Consider the following 15,656-nt stretch of genomic DNA (forward strand, 5'->3'; position numbering starts at 1 on the left):
ATAAGGAAGCCGCGGCGACGCTGGCAAGTTTCGGCACAAGTGCGAAGTGCCGGTATCGCATGCGACACCGGCAGCCGACCTGCATCGGAAGGCCGCTCCAGCCTGTTACGGCGAAGCAGCTGTTTACTGAAGAACCGGGCGCTCGTCTTCGTCGTCTTCGGTGAGCAGTTCATCCACCAGCAAGGAGTCCATCGGGCGCGCCTCGCGCCACATCACCATCAGCACGATGACCTTGATCCGCCCCATGGAAACCGCTGCTTCAGGCAGCGCCATGACACGATCCACGATCAGTTCGCGGCTGCGGGCATCGAGGACGCCGGCACTTTCCAGGAAGGTGATGAAGCCGATCCCTTCGGTGCCGAGCTTGACCTGCTCTTCGGCCACATAGATGCGAATGGCGCCGATGGACGGCGCCACCGGCAACACGCTGGTGCCGGCCACATCGTCGAGACCGGAGAGCCACTCGAGTGCTTCGGAGATTTCCTCGTCCTCGAATCCGGCCGCGGACAGGCGCCGAGCCAGTTGATCCGGTTCGGGACACGCCTCGGCGTGAATATAGTTTTCAAACAGATAAACAAGGACGTCGAACATGTTGGGGCCTGCTTTATGGAAGGCTCCTCGTGAGACCGGCAGCGCGTTCCGATGGTTGCGTTGCGCGGCATTCGGATCGGGGTTTGACCGGATCCTGAACACCGTGCACCTCGTCCTCGGACCGCTCATGACGGGTTTTCGAGGCGCCTTGGAGTCAAAGTCGCTGGAAGCGGCCGCCGGGCAGGCGGCTGACTCGCCCTTCCAGTTCCATGTCAAGCAGCATGGCGTAGAGTGTTTCCGTCGTCAAGCCGGTGCGGTGCACCATTGTGTCGATCGTCACAGGATCGAAACCCATCGCATCGAGCAACGGGTCCGCCGTTTGCGTGTCGGTCGAGACGGTCTCCACGGCGCGCTCCAACGGGCGTTCCAGCGCGCTAAACGCTTGTTCTTCAAGAATGTCCCGCGCAGTTTCGACCAGCTTGGCACCTTCGCGAATGAGCTGATGGCAACCTTTGGCGAGCGGCGAATGGATGGAGCCGGGGATGGCGAAAACCTCTCGTCCCTGATCAACGGCTTGCCGTGCGGTGATGAGCGAGCCACTGCCCGGAGCGGCTTCGACCACGAGAACGCCGCGTGACAGGCCCGAGATGATGCGGTTACGGCGCGGGAAGTTGTGCGCGACGGCGGCCGTGCCCAGCGGAAACTCGCTGACGATCGCGCCGTGGGCGACGATCCGTTCGGCCAATGCCTTGTTCCGCGCCGGGTACATGCGATCGGCCCCGGTGCCGATGACCGCCACCGTGTCGCCGTGGGCTTCGAGGGCGCCCTCATGGGCCGCAGCGTCGATACCGAGCGCCAGGCCGCTCACCACGCACAATCCGCCGCTTGCCAGGTTGTGCGCGAAGGCACGCGCATTGTCGATGCCCTGTGCCGTCGCGTTGCGCGAGCCGACGATGGCGATGGATGTCCTGTTCAGGACGGACAGATCGCCTTTGACGTAGAGCAGCGACGGCGGGTCGGCGGTATCCAGCAGGGCTCGGGGGTAGGTGTCGTCCGCCAACGTGACCACATGATTGCCGGGTGTCTCCAGCCATTGGCGGGTTCGATCGATCTGCTCGCTGGCGTCGTGATCGCGGATGGCGTGGGCGAGCTTGTCGCCCACCACCTTTGCCAGCGCGCCATGGCCGGCGTCGAAAATCGCCACAGGGAGCCCGAAGACGCTCAGTAAACGACGCTGACGCTCACCCCCGATCCCGGGAATGAGCGTCAGTCTGAGCCAGGCGGCGAATGCGTCGTGGCGATCCGCCACGTCAGGGATTGCGGATGGTATCGGCGATCTGGACCGGTGCGGAGGCATCCACGACGAGGCCGTAGGACACACGGTTGAACACGCGGAACACGAACACCAGCCCATAACGGTTTTCGGGCAGGTCGAAGGTTTCCTTCTCGCCGGTTTCCGGGTCCTTGTATTTCACTTCGCCGCGCGCACGGTACAGCGCGAGCACGTGACCGACTTCGATGCCTTCTTGCTGACCGACGCCGAGCGTGATGACCCCTTGGCGACCGGTCTCGCTGACGCCGCCATACACGCCGATCACGCGGCCTTCGACGCTCGCCTCGGGCGAGTGCGGCACATAGGAGGTGATTTCCGGGCGGGTGGCGGGCAGCATGCGCTCGCCGCTGCCGATTTCCTGCTTGGCCGAAATGATCTGGAGCACTGCCGGCGCGCCATGCTGGGTCACCGCCGCGGTACCCAGATGGAAGGCTTCGTAACCGAGCACTTCCTTGGTCAGCGGGTCGACGAGCGGGCGGGCAGGACGGAAGACATGCCACTGGTCGGTGCCCGGATCGACGTCCTTGGCGAACACGGTGTCGCCCTGGCCCGTGAAGAGCCGGTTCTCCTGGGTGGCAACGATCACGGCGGCGTTCTGGATGTTCTGCTCATCCACCACGAGCGGTTGGGACAGGAAGGGCTCGATCTCGTTCTGCGGGATGCTCGGGATGGCGTCTGCCAGATCCTCGGTGTAGACCGTCGGCTTGATGTCACGGCCCACGCGACGACCGAGTCGCAGATAGGGGCCGCTGCGGTCGAGCATGATGACCTGGCCGGGGTAGATGAGGTGCGGATTGCGAATCTCGTCCTTGTTCATCTGCCACACTTCGGGCCAGCGCCACGGGCGGCGGAGAAACTTCCCTGAGATATCCCAGAGCGTGTCGCCTTTCTTGACCACGTAGCTGTCAGGCGCGTTGGCGGCCAGTTCGACAGGCGCTGCGGCTGCAGCGGGCTGGACGAGGGCGGCGACGCCGATGAACATAGAGAATATAATGCGGATCATCACTCGCTTCCGTATTGATGCGGGCGGCATTTTCAAAGCCCTGCCGGGAATTTGTTCACCCAATGACGGTCACAAATCCCGGAAGTTGAGTGCCCCGATGACAAACGTGCAATCATCGGGGATGGCAAATCACTTGAAATTCTGCACGTAATCCCATAACGCGGCAAGCTTTTATGGCACTTCTTCCTATCCTTCACTACCCTGACGAGCGACTCCATACCAAGGCGAAACCGGTGGCCGAGGTGGATGAGCGCATCCGTACCCTCGTGGCCGACATGGCCGAGACCATGTACGAAGCGCCGGGCATCGGTCTGGCGGCGACGCAGGTGAACGTCCATGAACGTGTGGTCGTCATCGACGTCTCGGAGGAGCGCAACGAACTGCGGGCCTTCATCAATCCGGAGATCATCGAACGCCATGGCGAGACGGTGGGCGAGGAAGGCTGCCTGTCGGTGCCCGGGATCTACGACAAGGTCACGCGGGCGGAGCGGGTCAGGGTCAAGGCGCTCAACGAGCGTGGTGAAGCCTTCGAACTCGAGGCGGATGGCTTGCTGGCCATCTGCATCCAGCATGAGCTCGATCATCTCGACGGCAAGGTGTTCGTCGAATACCTGTCACAACTCAAGCAGGGCCGCATCAAGAGCAAGCTGGCCAAGCGCGCCCGCATCACGGCCTGAGACCCATGAAAATCGCTTTTGCCGGCACGCCGGAATTCGCGGCGCAGGCCCTGCGCGCGCTCATCGAAGCCGGGCACGAGGTTGTGCTGGTGCTGACGCAGCCCGATCGTCCGGCGGGCCGTGGCATGAAGCTCACGCCCAGTCCGGTCAAGGTGGTGGCGCTCGAACACGGCATTGCGGTCGATCAACCGGAAAAACTGCGCACCGAAGAACAGCAGGCCGCGTTGCGCGCAGCCGCGCCCGAGGTGCTGGTGGTGGCGGCCTACGGCATCATCCTGCCGCAGGCCGTGCTCGACATCCCGACCCACGGTTGCCTCAACATCCATGCGTCACTGCTCCCGCGCTGGCGGGGTGCGGCACCCATCCATCGTGCCATCGAGGCCGGCGACGCCGAAACCGGCATCACCATCATGCAGATGGACGCAGGTCTGGACACGGGCGACATGTTGCTCAAGCGCGCCATGCCCATCCGGGCCGACGCGACCACCGCCTCGCTCCACGACGCGCTGGCGGCGCTGGGCGGCGAGATGATCGTCGAGGCGCTCGCCGCGCTGCCAGATGGCCTGACGCGTACCCCTCAGCCCGAAGAAGGCGTCACCTACGCTCACAAGATCGACAAGGCAGAATCCCGCATCGACTGGCGACGCCCGGCGATCGAGCTCGATCGGGCCGTGCGTGCCTTCAATCCGTTTCCCGGTGCCGTGGCCGAGCTGGGTGGAACAACGCTCAAGCTGTGGGCGGCCGCCCCGTGTGATCGACAGGGCGCGCCGGGCGAAGTGTTGCAGGCCGATGCCGAGGGCCTGGTCATCGCCTGCGGTGAAGGCGCGCTGAAGATCACCACCGCCCAAAAACCGGGCAAGAAGCGTCAGCCGGTTGGCGATGTACTGCAGGGCCTTGAGCTGGTGCCCGGCATGGTTTGCGACTTGCCGTAACGGATTGAATTTTTTTGTCTATACCCCATCTAATCGGGGCGTGGCGAAAGTTGCCCGCGCTTGACTGGAGGAAAGACTGGAAATGTTCGGAAACTGGATGAAAACCTCGATCCTGATGGCGGGGATCGTGGCCCTGTTCGGTGCCGTCGGCGCAGCCATTGGCGGCCAGCAGGGCATGTTGCTCGCGCTCGTCTTCGGTGGCGCCATGAACCTGTGGGCCTACTGGTTCTCGGACAAGATGGTGCTCAAGATGTATCGGGCACGTCAGGTGGATGCCGCGAGTTCTCCGTATCTCTACAACATGGTCAAGGAGCTGGCGGGCCGTGCCGGGCTGCCGATGCCGAAGGTCTACATCATCGATGAAGACCAGCCCAATGCCTTTGCCACCGGACGGAATCCCGACAACGCCGCCGTTGCAGCCACGACGGGCATCATGAAGATGCTCAGCGAGCGCGAACTGCGCGGCGTGATGGCGCACGAGCTGGCGCACGTGAAGCATCGCGACATTCTCATCTCGACCATGTCCGCCACGGTGGCCGGTGCGATTTCCATGCTGGCCAACTTCGGCATGTTTTTCGGCGGCAACAACGATGACCGGCCCAACCCGGTGGTCGCCATTGCCATGATGATCCTGGCGCCGATGGCGGGCATGATTATCCAGATGGCGATCTCGCGGACCCGTGAATTCGGTGCAGATCGGGGTGGCGCCGAAATTTCCGGTGATCCGCATGCGCTGGCGGATGCGTTGGCCAAGATCGACGCCTACGCTCGCGGCATCCCGATGCACACGGCGGAGCGCCATCCGGAGACGGCGCAGATGATGATCATGAACCCCCTCTCCGGCGGTGGTCTGCGTGGCCTGTTCTCGACCCACCCGAGCACCGAGGAGCGCATTGCCCGCCTGCGGGCCATGGGTTGAGCCGACCGCTGACCTAGGGAAAATACTGACGCGCGGCACCCGCCGCGCGTTTTTCATTGATGGTCTAATGGGCCGATCGCCCGACACTGCCATTCATGACGACCCCAGCAAACACCGACAGCGCATCCCCCGACCGAGCCCAGTGGGCGGATTACGCCGTGCTGGTGGTCGACGATGAGGAGGGGCTGCGCAGCTTCCTGAACCGTGCGCTGAGCGCACGCGGAGCGCGTGTGGAGACGGCCGAGTCGGCCGAGGCCGCGGCGGCCGTGCTGGCCGACGGGCATTTTGACGCGATCGTGCTCGACATCGCCCTGCCCGGCAAGGCCGGCATCGAGTGGCTGCGGGAGCTGCGTGCCGGGGCCTACTCGGGCGACGTGATCCTCATCACCGCGTTTGCCGACATGGACACCGCCATCGATGCGCTGCGCGCCGGTGCGGCGGACTTCATCCTCAAGCCCTTCCGGGTGGATCAGATTCTCAACTCCCTGCAGCGCTGTTTCGAGCGTGCCCGTCTGGCGCGGGAAAACTACGTGCTGCGCCGGGAAGTGGCCGACCTGTCGGGCGAGACCGGCATCGTGGGCAGCTCCCAGGCCATGCGTCAGCTGTACGGCCTCATCAAGCGTGTGGCGCCAACGCCGACCACGGTGCTGATCCAGGGTGAATCGGGCGTTGGCAAGGAGCTGGCAGCACGGGCCCTGCACGGCATGAGCACCCGGGCCGAGCGCACTTTCGTGCCGGTCAACTGTGCGGCGGTGTCGCCCGAACTCATCGAGAGCGAGCTGTTCGGGCATGTGAAGGGGGCGTTCACCGGCGCCGCTGACAGCCGTAGTGGCCTGTTCGTGTACGCCAACGGGGGCACGCTGTTCCTCGACGAAATCGGCGAACTGCCGCTGGCCCTGCAGACCAAGCTCCTGCGCGCCCTCGAAGAGCAGCGCGTCCGGCCGGTGGGCTCGACCAAGGAAGTGCCGGTGGACGTGCGCGTGATCGCCGCCACCAACCGCGACCTGCAGGCCGAAGTGGCGGCCGGGCGTTTCCGTGAAGATCTTTACTACCGGCTCGAGGTGCTGACGCTGACGATCCCGCCGCTGCGTGACCGGCCGGACGACATCGTGCCGCTGGCCGAGCATTTCAATCACCAGCTGGCGGCGCGCATCGGCCTGCCGCCGCTCGACATCCTGCCCGAAGTGGCGGCACGGCTGGCCGGCTATCGTTGGCCGGGCAATGCGCGCGAACTGCGCAACTTCATCGAACGGGCGCTCATCCTCGGACACTTTCCGGTGGACGCAGAGCAGGACACGGTGGGCGGTGCCAAGGACATGCCCCTGACCCTGGCCGAGGTGGAAAAGCGCCACATCCTGGCGGTGCTGCGCCAGTGCGAGGGCAACAAGACGCGCGCCGCCGAACTGCTCGAAGTCTCCCGCAAGACGCTCGAACGCAAGTGCGCCGACTGGGGCGTCTCGCTCTAGTGGCCGCGCCGCGCTAGCCATGTTCAAACGCTGGCTCGCGCCCTTGCGGCGCTCGGTACGCGCCCAGTTGCTGGCCCTGGTGCTGGCGCCGCTGCTCATCGGTGTGCCGATTCTGCTGGCGCTGGTATGGACCTGGGGGAACGAGGCCTACCAGCGGCTGCTCATCTCCAAGATCCGGGCGGATCTGGTCATTGCCCATGAGTACTTCGACCGGGTCAAGGACGGGATCGGCCAGGAGCTGCGCGGCGTGGCCGGCTCTCACCGTCTGGCGCTGGCCTATCCCGACGGCGACCCGGTGGCGCTTCAGCAATTGCTCAAGCAGACCTTGCAGTCGACCCGGGTGGACTTCCTGCAGGTGCTCGACATGACGGGGCAACCGGTGGCGTCGGCGCGCGGGCAGGTGCGCGCGCTGCCCGACCGGGAGCGCTGGCCGGTGGTGGCTGAGGCCATGAAAGGCACGCCGGGCACCGGGATCGAGCTGTTCGGTCCGAACGAGCTGGCGGCCATCGACCCGGCGCTGGCCGTGCGTGCCCATACCCGACTGGTCTCGACCCCGGCTGCGCGGCCGGACGATCGCACCTCGGAAGAGCGCGGCCTGATGATCCATTCCGCGGCGCCCATCCGCAATCTGGCGGGCGAGGTGATTGGCGTGCTCGAGGGCGGGGTGTTGCTCAACGGCAACCTGGACATGGTCGACAACATCAACGCCATCGTCTATCGGGAAGGCTCACTGCCGCTGGGCAGCCAGGGCACGGCCACCCTGTTTCTCGGCGATACGCGTGTGGCGACCAACGTGAAACTCTTCGAGAACCAGCGCGCCCTCGGGACCCGGGTGTCCGAAGTGGTCTACGACTATGTGATCGGCCAGGGCAAGATCTGGCACGACACGGCCTTTGTGGTGAATGACTTCTATGTGTCGGGCTACGAGCCTTTTGTGGATGGGTCGGGTAACAAGGTGGGCATGCTCTACGTGGGTTTTCTGGAGGCGCCCCTGCGCGCTGCCAAGCAGACGGCCATGGGGGTGCTGTTCGGCCTGTTCGTGATCATCTCGCTGCTCGGTGCCGTGGTGTCCTTACGCTGGGCGCGCGCCATTTTCCGGCCGGTCGAGCAGATGAACCGGGTCATCCACGAAGTGGAGCAGGGACACTCGGCCGCCCGCGTGGGCGATCTGAAGCGGGAGGACGAACTCGGGCGGGTGGCGCACGAGTTCGATCATCTGCTCGACAGTCTGGCCACCAAGCGTGAGCAGTTGCAGCAGTGGGCCGATGAACTTGACCGCAAGGTGGCGGAGCGCACCGCCGAGCTGGCCGATGCCAACGAGACCCTGCGTCGCGCGCAGCAACAACTGGTGGTCAGCGAAAAACTCGCCGCGGTGGGTGAACTCACTGCCGGTGTGGCGCACGAAATCAACAATCCGGTGGCGGTGATCCAGGGCAACCTCGATGTGCTGGCGGACATTCTCGGGCCCCAGGCCGACCCGGTGCGCGAGGAGATCCGCCTCATCCACCAGCAGGTGGACCGCATCCGCCAGATCGTCACCAAACTGCTCCAGTTCGCCCGTCCCGGCGAGTTTGCGGGTTACACCGAGCAGGTGGACGTGCCGTCGGTGATTGCCGATTGCCTGGTGCTGTCCCGTCACACCCTGGACAAGCGCCAGGTCAAGGTCGAAGTCGTGCATGCGGCGACCCGGAAGGTGGAGATCAACCGCAGCGAGCTGCAGCAGGTGCTCATCAATCTGATCGTCAATGCGGTGCAGGCCATGGCCGAGGGGGGGCGACTCACCCTCAGCAGCGAGGACTGGCTGGATGGGGAGCGGGTCATCGGGGTGCGCATTGGCGTCAAGGACACGGGCGCCGGCATCGAAGACGCGGATCTCAACCGCATTTTCGATGCCTTCTTCACCACCAAACAGGGCAGCGGCACCGGCCTGGGGCTGTCCATCAGTCAGACCTTGGTGCAGCGCTACGGCGGGCGCATCACGGCCGACAGCACCCCGGGCGAGGGCACCATTTTCCACGTCTGGCTGCTGTGCGACGCCGTTTACGAAGAAGGACCGAGCGCACCCGGATTCAAGGCGCGCTGGCGCTTTGGCAGCAACTGAGCCATAGAGCGGCGGCGCTCAACGCTGCACGCAGTCCTCGGTGCCGTGATTGCCGCCTTTGTACTCCGGCTCGTAGTAGAACTTGTGGAACGTCCACTTGCCCTCGGCGTTCTTGCTGAACATCGCGGTGCCGGTGCCGTAGTCGCGCGTCGTCGGGTCGGTGAGTGAGAAGAAAATGCCCATGTGCTCGCCGCGGGCGGCCGCCTGGCCCTCATACACGCCGTAATCCGGCACTTCGAGCTGGAACCGGTAGGCGCCGTATTCACCCGTGCTTTGCGTCGGGATGTTTTCGATGGTGACCGTCCCGGTATAGGCACCCTCATGCGCGTCGTTGCCGGTGCAGTCATAGACGCCGCTGTAGTCGGGGCCGGTGAATTCCGCGGCGAGTGCGGGCGTGACGGCCAGCAGGCCAGTAATCAGCAGGGCGATCTTCAAGGTCGGCTCCGGGGTGAAACGTCATAATGGTTAGGTCACCGAGCATACCCTCGAAAGGCAAACAGGCGAAGGCACCGGGAGCGGCCAGTCCGGATCGGCCGCCTGTTCACCAAAATGTCGCGCGGCATGTCGATTGATGCGCTTCAATGACGACTAACAGGTGTCACCCATCAAACACAAAGGAGAACTCCATGCCTCATACCGTGACCCTGCACCGTGTTGTCCGCGCCCCGGCCTCGCGCCTGTACCGTGCCTTCGTTGATGCGGACGCCCTGTGCAAATGGATGGCACCCCATGGCTACACCGCGCATGTGGATCATCTGGATGCCCGCGTCGGCGGCACCTATCGGATGTATTTCACCAACTTCAGCACCGGAACAAGCCATTCGTTCGGCGGCCGCTACATCGAACTGGTCGAGGGCGAAAAGCTGGTCTACGACGACCAGTTCGATGATCCCGCCGTACCCGGCACCATGATGACCACCATCACGTTGTCGCCGGTGTCGGTTGGGACCGAGCTGCGCATCGAGCAGTCCGGCATCCCAGACATGATCCCGTCCGAGGCCTGCTACCTGGGCTGGCAGGAGTCGCTGGAACTGTTGATCAAACTGGTCGAGCCGGAGATTCCCGACGGATTGTGAGTTTGACGGGGCGGCACCCCGTCAATCGGATCAGAAGCGTAGCTTCACCCCCGCATACAGATTTCGACCGGCACCCGGCACGCCGACGCCCCACACCGGCGCGCCGGCGGCGGTGGCCGACATCGTCGTGCCCTGGCCCAGGTAGGCGCCGCCGAGTGGGTCGAAGTAGAGGCGGTCGAAGACGTTCTCGACGCCGAAATCCACCTGCACCTGCTGCCAGGCATAGCTGGCACGCAGGTTGAGCAGGGTGTAGCCGCTGGTTTCGATCTCGTTGCGCTGATCGGACACATCATGCTTGCCGCCCACGGCCACGACTTCAGCGGCGTTGTTCCATCCGCCGACCTGGTGCGTGAGCGTCAGGCGCGTGTTGATCGGCATGATGTTGTACAGATCGTCGCCGGTGTCCAGGTTCTTGCCGTCCACATAACTCAGTACGCCCTTGAGACCGAATGCGCCGTAAGCCGTGTGCCCGAGCGGCAGGTGGCCGGCCAGATCAATGCCGAACAGACGCGCCGTCTGGTTGGTGTAGCGCAGCACGGTGAACTGGTCTTCGAGCAGCACGTCGCGCTCGGTGTTGGTGGTGCCGTTCCACTGCGCGGCGTCGATGTAGTCGGTCACGCGCGTGTAGAAAGGGGTCACCTTCAGACCCCAGGCGTCGTCCTCGGCGTGCCAGTTGAGCGTGGCGGAGAGGGTGTGGGCCTTCTCGGGTTCAAGATCCAGGTTGCCCACGTAGCCGTTGCCGTCCCCCACGAAGTTGTTCATGAGGGCGGCCATCTGCCAGGTGGACCAGGTGTAGCGCTCGTAGAGATTGGGCGAGCGGGTCTTGCGGGCGAAACCGAATTCCAGCTCGGCGGTGGCGCTCAGTGCATAGCGGGCCAGCGCGGTCACGTCCCAGTTGTTGTCGGTGCGCTGGTGGTCCTGGGCATTGAAGGCGTCGGCATCGCGGCCCTGAAAACCGCCGCCGGCCGGATTGTAGCCAATGGCATCGCCCGCATCTGACGCCACGCGCTCATAGCGCACGCCGAAAAGGGCCGTCCACGGCTGGGCCAGCATGCCTTCCCACTCACCGAACACGGCCCACCGGTCACGCTCGCCATCGCGAATGTTCCAGAAAGTGCCAGGCCACATGCCGCCGCCCGAGGCCGGCCACCAGTCGTCCAGTTCATACGCCTGGTAGTCGACCCCGGTGCGTACGAGGTCGGTGTCGTTCAGCGTGATGTCCGCCTGCAGACGCAGGCCGTCCGTCTGGCTGGATGTGTACATGGGCATGCCGGCGGCGCAGTTGGCGGCAATGGGAGCGCAGGGCACGCCATTGATGGCCGCGCTGCCACCCGAGGCGGCGCTGTACCAGTAGCGTTTATCGTCGCCGAAGTCCATGAAGTGATCGACTTCTTCATGGTAGGCGCGGGCTTCGAAACGGCCCCGGTCGAAGCGTCCCTCGTAGCGCAGGTTGGTGCGTTGGGCCGAGTTGTCGAGCAGGTCCATGCGCTGGTTCGGATACAACTGCTCGGCCATGTCCTGCAGGCCGAAGCGCGCTTCGAACAGATGGTTCTGCTGGCGGAAGGCGAGGTTCAGCTGGTGGTTGCTGGTCTGGTAGGCGGTCGAGCCGATGGTGTCCCGATCCAGCGTATGGCCCACGCGACCGATGGCAGTGCTGCGCGTGAAGTTGCCCCCGGCGCTGAGATCGTTCGAACGGGCGGTCGAGCCGGTGTAGTGGGCGCTGAACTGCTCGCTGGCCGCGGCGGCCGACAGGTTGGCCGAGAAGGCGTCGCCGTTGCTGCCATAGCGTGCGCCCGCCTCGCCGCTCACCCGCATGCCTTCACCCGGCGCAGCAAAGCGCGGGGCGGCAGAATCGACGACGATGCTGCCGCCAATACTGTCGCCCCCCACGCTCACGGGCGTGATGCCGGCAAACACGCTGGCGTGCGCCACCGCGGCCGGCTCGATGTAGGACAGGGCCGGGTTCATGTGATTGGGGCAGGAGGCAATCAGGTCCATGCCATCGACCCTGATGCGCAGACGGTCGTCTGCCAGGCCCCGGATCGCAGGCAGGCTCGAGACACCGCCGGCCTTGTAAAGGCTGACTCCGGGCAGGCCACGCAACAGGCTGGCCGTGTCGTCGGTGGCCGGCGTGGCCTCGCGCAGGGTCTTGCCACTGCGTGTGGCGGCATCAGGCACATGATCCGCCTGGTCGGTCACGACCGTGCGTGGCAGACGCGTGTCATCGGCGGCAGCGACAAGCGGCAGGGTGGCCATCAAGGCGGCCAGGGTCAGGCGCGGGAAAGGCATGCGGGCTCCGGGTCAGGCGTTTTCAGATCGGTCGCGATGCTAAGCGCGCGGGCCGGGCAGGGCCTGCGACAGACTGTCGCGCATGGGCGCCCACCCGGGGCGTGGCGCCAGTGACGGCGTGCCATTCAAGCCAGGTGCGACATTTTGTCTCGCCGGCACTGGCGCCTTGGACAAAATGTCCCGACGTGGGCTGGTGGTAAAACACCAAGTGCTTGTTTTTCCGGTCTTTGACGCGTTGGCACGAAAGCCGCTATGGCTCTATCGATCAAGCGCGCATCAAGTCGCGCACCAACGTGGGCAGCGTTATCCAAAAAATGGATAACGCATCGAGGAGACGAGTTTGGATCTCAAGCAAGGCCGGCCGGACGCGGCTGGTGTCACCCTGTGCCGTTGCCAGGGACGGATTCATGACGCGGCCGTCGCGTCAGTGACATCGGCGCTGGACGGGGTTCAGGTCGTGGATCAATTGTGTCGGAGCGGGACGCCCGGCACCGAGGGCGCCATTGGCTGTACCCGCGAGGCGCCCGTGCTTGCGCAGCGCGCGGGCGAGGGAGCAGCGATCCGCTTTTTCCCGGCCCGCGAATTCGCCGCCGGCGGATCGGGGGCGACCCCGCGACTTGCGGCACTGGTGGCTATGGCGCAGTTGCCCGAGCCACCGCCGGTGGATGCGGTCAGCTATCAGAGCGCGGGTCGCGTCGCGATCATCGGCGCAGGCCCCGAGGCCCTGCAGTGGGCGCATCGCCTTCAGAGTAAAGCGGACGGCGAGCTGCAGGTGACCGTGTTTGCCGAAGACGAGCAGCCGCTGACCGCCCAGAGCCCGCGCCGCATTCCGGTCCATCGCGCCCGTGGCGTGAGCGTGACCGGCTGGCTGGGCCACTTCGACCTGGCGTGGACGCCTGCCAATGCGGTCGACGCAGCGACCTGTACCGGCTGTGGCGCCTGTATCACCGCCTGTAGCTCGGATGCCATCGTGCGCGATGGCATTGCCGCCTATGTGGATGCCGGACGCTGCAACGACAAGCGGCGTTGCATCGAGGTGTGCGAGGTGGGCGCCATCGACTTCAGCTTCACCCCACGGTCGGCGCGCTTCGATCTGGTGCTCGATCTGTCGCTACAGCCGCGTCTCACCATGCCCCACCCACCGCAAGGATATTTCGCGCCCGCGGGCGATCCGGTGAAACTCACCGATGCGCTGCTGGCCATGACCGAGATGGTCGGTGAGTTCGAGAAGCCCAGGTTCTTCGACTACCAGCGCAGCATCTGCGCCCACTCGCGCAACAAGATCGATGGCTGTTCGCGCTGTATCGACACCTGTTCGACCTCGGCCATCGAGGCCGACGGCGACGGCATCCGCGTCGAGCCGCATCTGTGCATGGGCTGTGGCGCCTGTGCCAGTGTGTGCCCCACCGGGGCCATGCGCTACAACTACCCGGCCGTGCCGGAGATCGGTGGGCGCATTCGTGCCGCGCTCAACGCATGGCAGGCGGTCGATGGCCCGGTGCCGACCCTCGTGCTCCATGGTGCCGCCCAGGCAACCGCCTTGCAGGCCCTGGCCGAGACCGAGGCCTTGCCCGATCAGCTGTTGCCGCTGGCGCTCCACGATGGCGCCAGCGTCGGCCCCGATCTGCTGCTCTATGCGCTGGCCGTGGGTGCCGGGCGGGTGATGGTCTGGCAGGCCGAAGACGCCCCCGTGACCTACACGGCTTCAGCACGACGTACCGTGAGCTTCGCCACCGCCGTGCTCGATGGTCTCGGGTTGCCACAGGCGGCGGCGCGCCTGGCCTGCGTCGAAGGCGATGCTGACGCCCTGCTGGCCGGGCTGGGCACTGCCGCACCGACGGCACTGGGCGAGCCGGCGCGCTTCCACGGTCAGAAGGACAAGCGCACCACACTGGAGATGTGCTTCGAGCACTTCATGAAGCTGGCCGGTGCGATTCCGGCCGAGCCGCTGCCCTTGCCCGCGGGCAGCCCCTACGGCACGGTGCAGATCGACGGCGGCAAGTGCACCCTGTGCAAATCCTGTGTCGGCGCTTGTCCGAGCAAGGCGCTCACCGAGGCGCCCGACGCGCTGCAACTGCGCTTCCGCGAGATGAGTTGCGTGCAGTGCGGCCTGTGTGTCGAGACCTGTCCGGAAGACGCGCTGTCGCTGCTCCCGCGACTCAATCTCACCGCCGAAGCGCGCCAGCCCAGGGTGATCCATGAAGACCCGCCGTGCCACTGCGCCCGTTGCGGCAAGCCCTTCGGCTCCACCGCCGCCATCAACCGCATCGTCGAGAAGTTGGCGGGCAACCCGCACTTTTCCACGCCAGAACAGCGCAAGCGTCTGCAGATGTGCGGCGACTGCCGGGTGGTGGACATGATGTCGCCGCCGGATGGCCGTCCGCAAGCCTCGATCCTGGAGCATTGAGATGAACACCCCCCATGCCCCTGAACCACTGAACCCCGAGGCCCTGTTGCCGGCGGTCGAACCCGAGGACGCGGATCGCGCCGGCTTCTATGGCCTGATCGCCCACCTGATGAGTCAGGCCCCGAGCCGCGACACCCTGGGTGCGATCAGCCGCTCGCCCGCGCTCGAGGCGGATCCGCAACTGCCCGAGGCGGTGGCGCTGGCCGAGGCCTGGAATGCGCTGCGCAGGGCCTGTCACAGCATGACCGAGGCGCAGGTGGCGGCCGAATGGTCCGACCTGTTCGCCGGCACCGGGCGCCCGGCCGTGCTGCCCTATGCCTCGTATTACCTGACCGGCTTCCTCATGGAGAAGCCGCTGGCCGAGCTGCGCGACACCCTCGCTGAACTGGGTCTGCAGCGCGAGGCGGGCAACGGCGAGCCGGAAGACCACCTGGCCGGTGTATGCGAAGTCATGCGCCGGCTCATCGAGCGCGGTGACTGGGCAGCCCAGCCGCGCTTCTACGAACGCCACATGCAGCCGTGGGTGAGCCGCTGCTGCACCGAACTGTCATCGCTTTCGTCAGCCCGCTTCTATGCGGTGCTGGCTGATTTTGCTCATGCCTTCTTTCAGTGGGAGGCGCGGGTGCTGGGGTACGACCAATGAGAGACAAGAACAGGGTCCGCACGGACCTTTCGGGAGAAAGAACCATGAGTGACGCACGCGAAAAACGCACCAAGGCGCCGGCCAGTTACGGGCGGCGCAGTTTCCTGTTTGCTGCTGCCGGTACCGGCGCCGCCGGACTCGCGGCCGCCACGGGCGCGGCCCATGCCGCCACCGCGCAGGAAACACCCCAGGCCGAGCCTGATGGCCAGGGCAAGGGTTACCGCGTCACGACCCATGTGTCGCAGTACTACCGCAGCACGAAGTTGTGAGGAGGGAGCC

Annotated in this window: 14 protein-coding genes; 9 read left to right on the plus strand and 5 right to left on the minus strand. The window is 65.4% G+C overall.

Annotation, left to right across the window (positions count from 1 at the left end; translation table 11 throughout):
* Positions 1-123: 123 nt before the first annotated feature.
* The 3 genes from J0W34_RS01130 to J0W34_RS01140 form a co-directional block, all read right to left on the minus strand.
* Positions 124-591 (minus strand): DUF494 family protein, encoded by a 468-nt coding sequence (locus tag J0W34_RS01130; RefSeq protein WP_227815174.1) that lies wholly within the window; start codon positions 589-591, stop codon positions 124-126.
* A gap of 154 nt (positions 592-745) precedes the next feature.
* The gene (dprA, locus tag J0W34_RS01135) at positions 746-1,840 is read right to left on the minus strand and encodes a DNA-processing protein DprA (RefSeq protein WP_227815175.1); all 1,095 of its coding nucleotides are present in this window, start codon (positions 1,838-1,840) and stop codon (positions 746-748) included.
* 1 nt (position 1,841) lies between these two features.
* Complete coding sequence (locus J0W34_RS01140) at positions 1,842-2,867, minus strand: LysM peptidoglycan-binding domain-containing protein (RefSeq protein ID WP_227815176.1); 1,026 nt, start codon at positions 2,865-2,867, stop codon at positions 1,842-1,844.
* Between the two features lie 173 nt (positions 2,868-3,040).
* Between J0W34_RS01140 and def the strand changes: the two genes are divergently transcribed.
* From def to J0W34_RS01165, 5 genes are all read left to right on the plus strand, one after another.
* Positions 3,041-3,544 (plus strand): peptide deformylase, encoded by a 504-nt coding sequence (def, locus tag J0W34_RS01145; RefSeq protein WP_227815177.1) that lies wholly within the window; start codon positions 3,041-3,043, stop codon positions 3,542-3,544.
* A gap of 5 nt (positions 3,545-3,549) precedes the next feature.
* Positions 3,550-4,476 (plus strand): methionyl-tRNA formyltransferase, encoded by a 927-nt coding sequence (gene fmt, locus J0W34_RS01150; RefSeq protein ID WP_230970375.1) that lies wholly within the window; start codon positions 3,550-3,552, stop codon positions 4,474-4,476.
* Between the two features lie 82 nt (positions 4,477-4,558).
* The gene (gene htpX, locus J0W34_RS01155; RefSeq protein ID WP_230970376.1) at positions 4,559-5,395 is read left to right on the plus strand and encodes a zinc metalloprotease HtpX; all 837 of its coding nucleotides are present in this window, start codon (positions 4,559-4,561) and stop codon (positions 5,393-5,395) included.
* Positions 5,396-5,490: 95 nt separating this feature from the next.
* Entirely contained in the window at positions 5,491-6,861 is a 1,371-nt protein-coding gene (locus J0W34_RS01160) for a sigma-54-dependent transcriptional regulator (RefSeq protein WP_230970377.1), read from the plus strand.
* Positions 6,862-6,880: 19 nt separating this feature from the next.
* A complete protein-coding gene (locus tag J0W34_RS01165) occupies positions 6,881-8,962 on the plus strand; it encodes a sensor histidine kinase (RefSeq protein WP_230970378.1) in 2,082 nt (693 codons plus the stop codon).
* An 18-nt stretch (positions 8,963-8,980) separates the two neighbouring features.
* On the opposite strand, the gene J0W34_RS01170 is transcribed toward J0W34_RS01165, so the two are convergent.
* Positions 8,981-9,397: a hypothetical protein gene (locus J0W34_RS01170; RefSeq protein WP_230970379.1), complete on the minus strand. Its 417-nt coding sequence runs from the start codon at positions 9,395-9,397 to the stop codon at positions 8,981-8,983.
* Positions 9,398-9,588: 191 nt separating this feature from the next.
* On the opposite strand from J0W34_RS01170, the gene J0W34_RS01175 reads away from it, so the two are divergent.
* Positions 9,589-10,038, plus strand: coding sequence for an SRPBCC family protein (locus J0W34_RS01175; RefSeq protein WP_230970380.1), 450 nt, complete (start codon positions 9,589-9,591; stop codon positions 10,036-10,038).
* A 30-nt stretch (positions 10,039-10,068) separates the two neighbouring features.
* Here J0W34_RS01175 and J0W34_RS01180 read toward each other — a convergent pair whose 3' ends face one another.
* Positions 10,069-12,327 (minus strand): TonB-dependent receptor plug domain-containing protein, encoded by a 2,259-nt coding sequence (locus J0W34_RS01180; protein WP_230970381.1) that lies wholly within the window; start codon positions 12,325-12,327, stop codon positions 10,069-10,071.
* A gap of 340 nt (positions 12,328-12,667) precedes the next feature.
* Here J0W34_RS01180 and J0W34_RS01185 point away from each other — a divergent pair, with 340 nt between their 5' ends.
* Genes J0W34_RS01185 through J0W34_RS01195 form a run of 3 tightly spaced genes read left to right on the plus strand, consistent with a single transcriptional unit; the run spans position 12,668 to position 15,646 of the window.
* Positions 12,668-14,734, plus strand: coding sequence for a 4Fe-4S binding protein (locus J0W34_RS01185; RefSeq protein ID WP_230970382.1), 2,067 nt, complete (start codon positions 12,668-12,670; stop codon positions 14,732-14,734).
* A gap of 1 nt (position 14,735) precedes the next feature.
* Complete coding sequence (locus tag J0W34_RS01190) at positions 14,736-15,377, plus strand: TorD/DmsD family molecular chaperone (RefSeq protein ID WP_230970383.1); 642 nt, start codon at positions 14,736-14,738, stop codon at positions 15,375-15,377.
* Positions 15,378-15,421: 44 nt separating this feature from the next.
* Positions 15,422-15,646, plus strand: coding sequence for a hypothetical protein (locus tag J0W34_RS01195; RefSeq protein WP_227815188.1), 225 nt, complete (start codon positions 15,422-15,424; stop codon positions 15,644-15,646).
* The last annotated feature ends 10 nt before the right edge of the window (positions 15,647-15,656 follow it).

Origin of the sequence: Nitrogeniibacter aestuarii, assembly GCF_017309585.1 — a bacterium.
Lineage (GTDB): Bacteria > Pseudomonadota > Gammaproteobacteria > Burkholderiales > Rhodocyclaceae > Nitrogeniibacter > Nitrogeniibacter aestuarii.

Bases quoted from the DNA above. Each gene is read 5' to 3' on its own strand.
- J0W34_RS01130 (WP_227815174.1), bottom strand. From the start codon at position 591: ATGTTCGACGTCCTTGTTTATCTGTTTGAAAACTATATTCACGCCGAG.
- J0W34_RS01160 (WP_230970377.1), top strand. From the start codon at position 5,491: ATGACGACCCCAGCAAACACCGACAGCGCATCCCCCGACCGAGCCCAG.
- def (WP_227815177.1), top strand. From the start codon at position 3,041: ATGGCACTTCTTCCTATCCTTCACTACCCTGACGAGCGACTCCATACC.
- J0W34_RS01175 (WP_230970380.1), top strand. From the start codon at position 9,589: ATGCCTCATACCGTGACCCTGCACCGTGTTGTCCGCGCCCCGGCCTCG.
- J0W34_RS01165 (WP_230970378.1), top strand. From the start codon at position 6,881: ATGTTCAAACGCTGGCTCGCGCCCTTGCGGCGCTCGGTACGCGCCCAG.
- htpX (WP_230970376.1), top strand. From the start codon at position 4,559: ATGTTCGGAAACTGGATGAAAACCTCGATCCTGATGGCGGGGATCGTG.
- J0W34_RS01190 (WP_230970383.1), top strand. From the start codon at position 14,736: ATGAACACCCCCCATGCCCCTGAACCACTGAACCCCGAGGCCCTGTTG.
- J0W34_RS01195 (WP_227815188.1), top strand. From the start codon at position 15,422: ATGAGTGACGCACGCGAAAAACGCACCAAGGCGCCGGCCAGTTACGGG.
- fmt (WP_230970375.1), top strand. From the start codon at position 3,550: ATGAAAATCGCTTTTGCCGGCACGCCGGAATTCGCGGCGCAGGCCCTG.
- J0W34_RS01140 (WP_227815176.1), bottom strand. From the start codon at position 2,867: ATGATCCGCATTATATTCTCTATGTTCATCGGCGTCGCCGCCCTCGTC.
- J0W34_RS01180 (WP_230970381.1), bottom strand. From the start codon at position 12,327: ATGCCTTTCCCGCGCCTGACCCTGGCCGCCTTGATGGCCACCCTGCCG.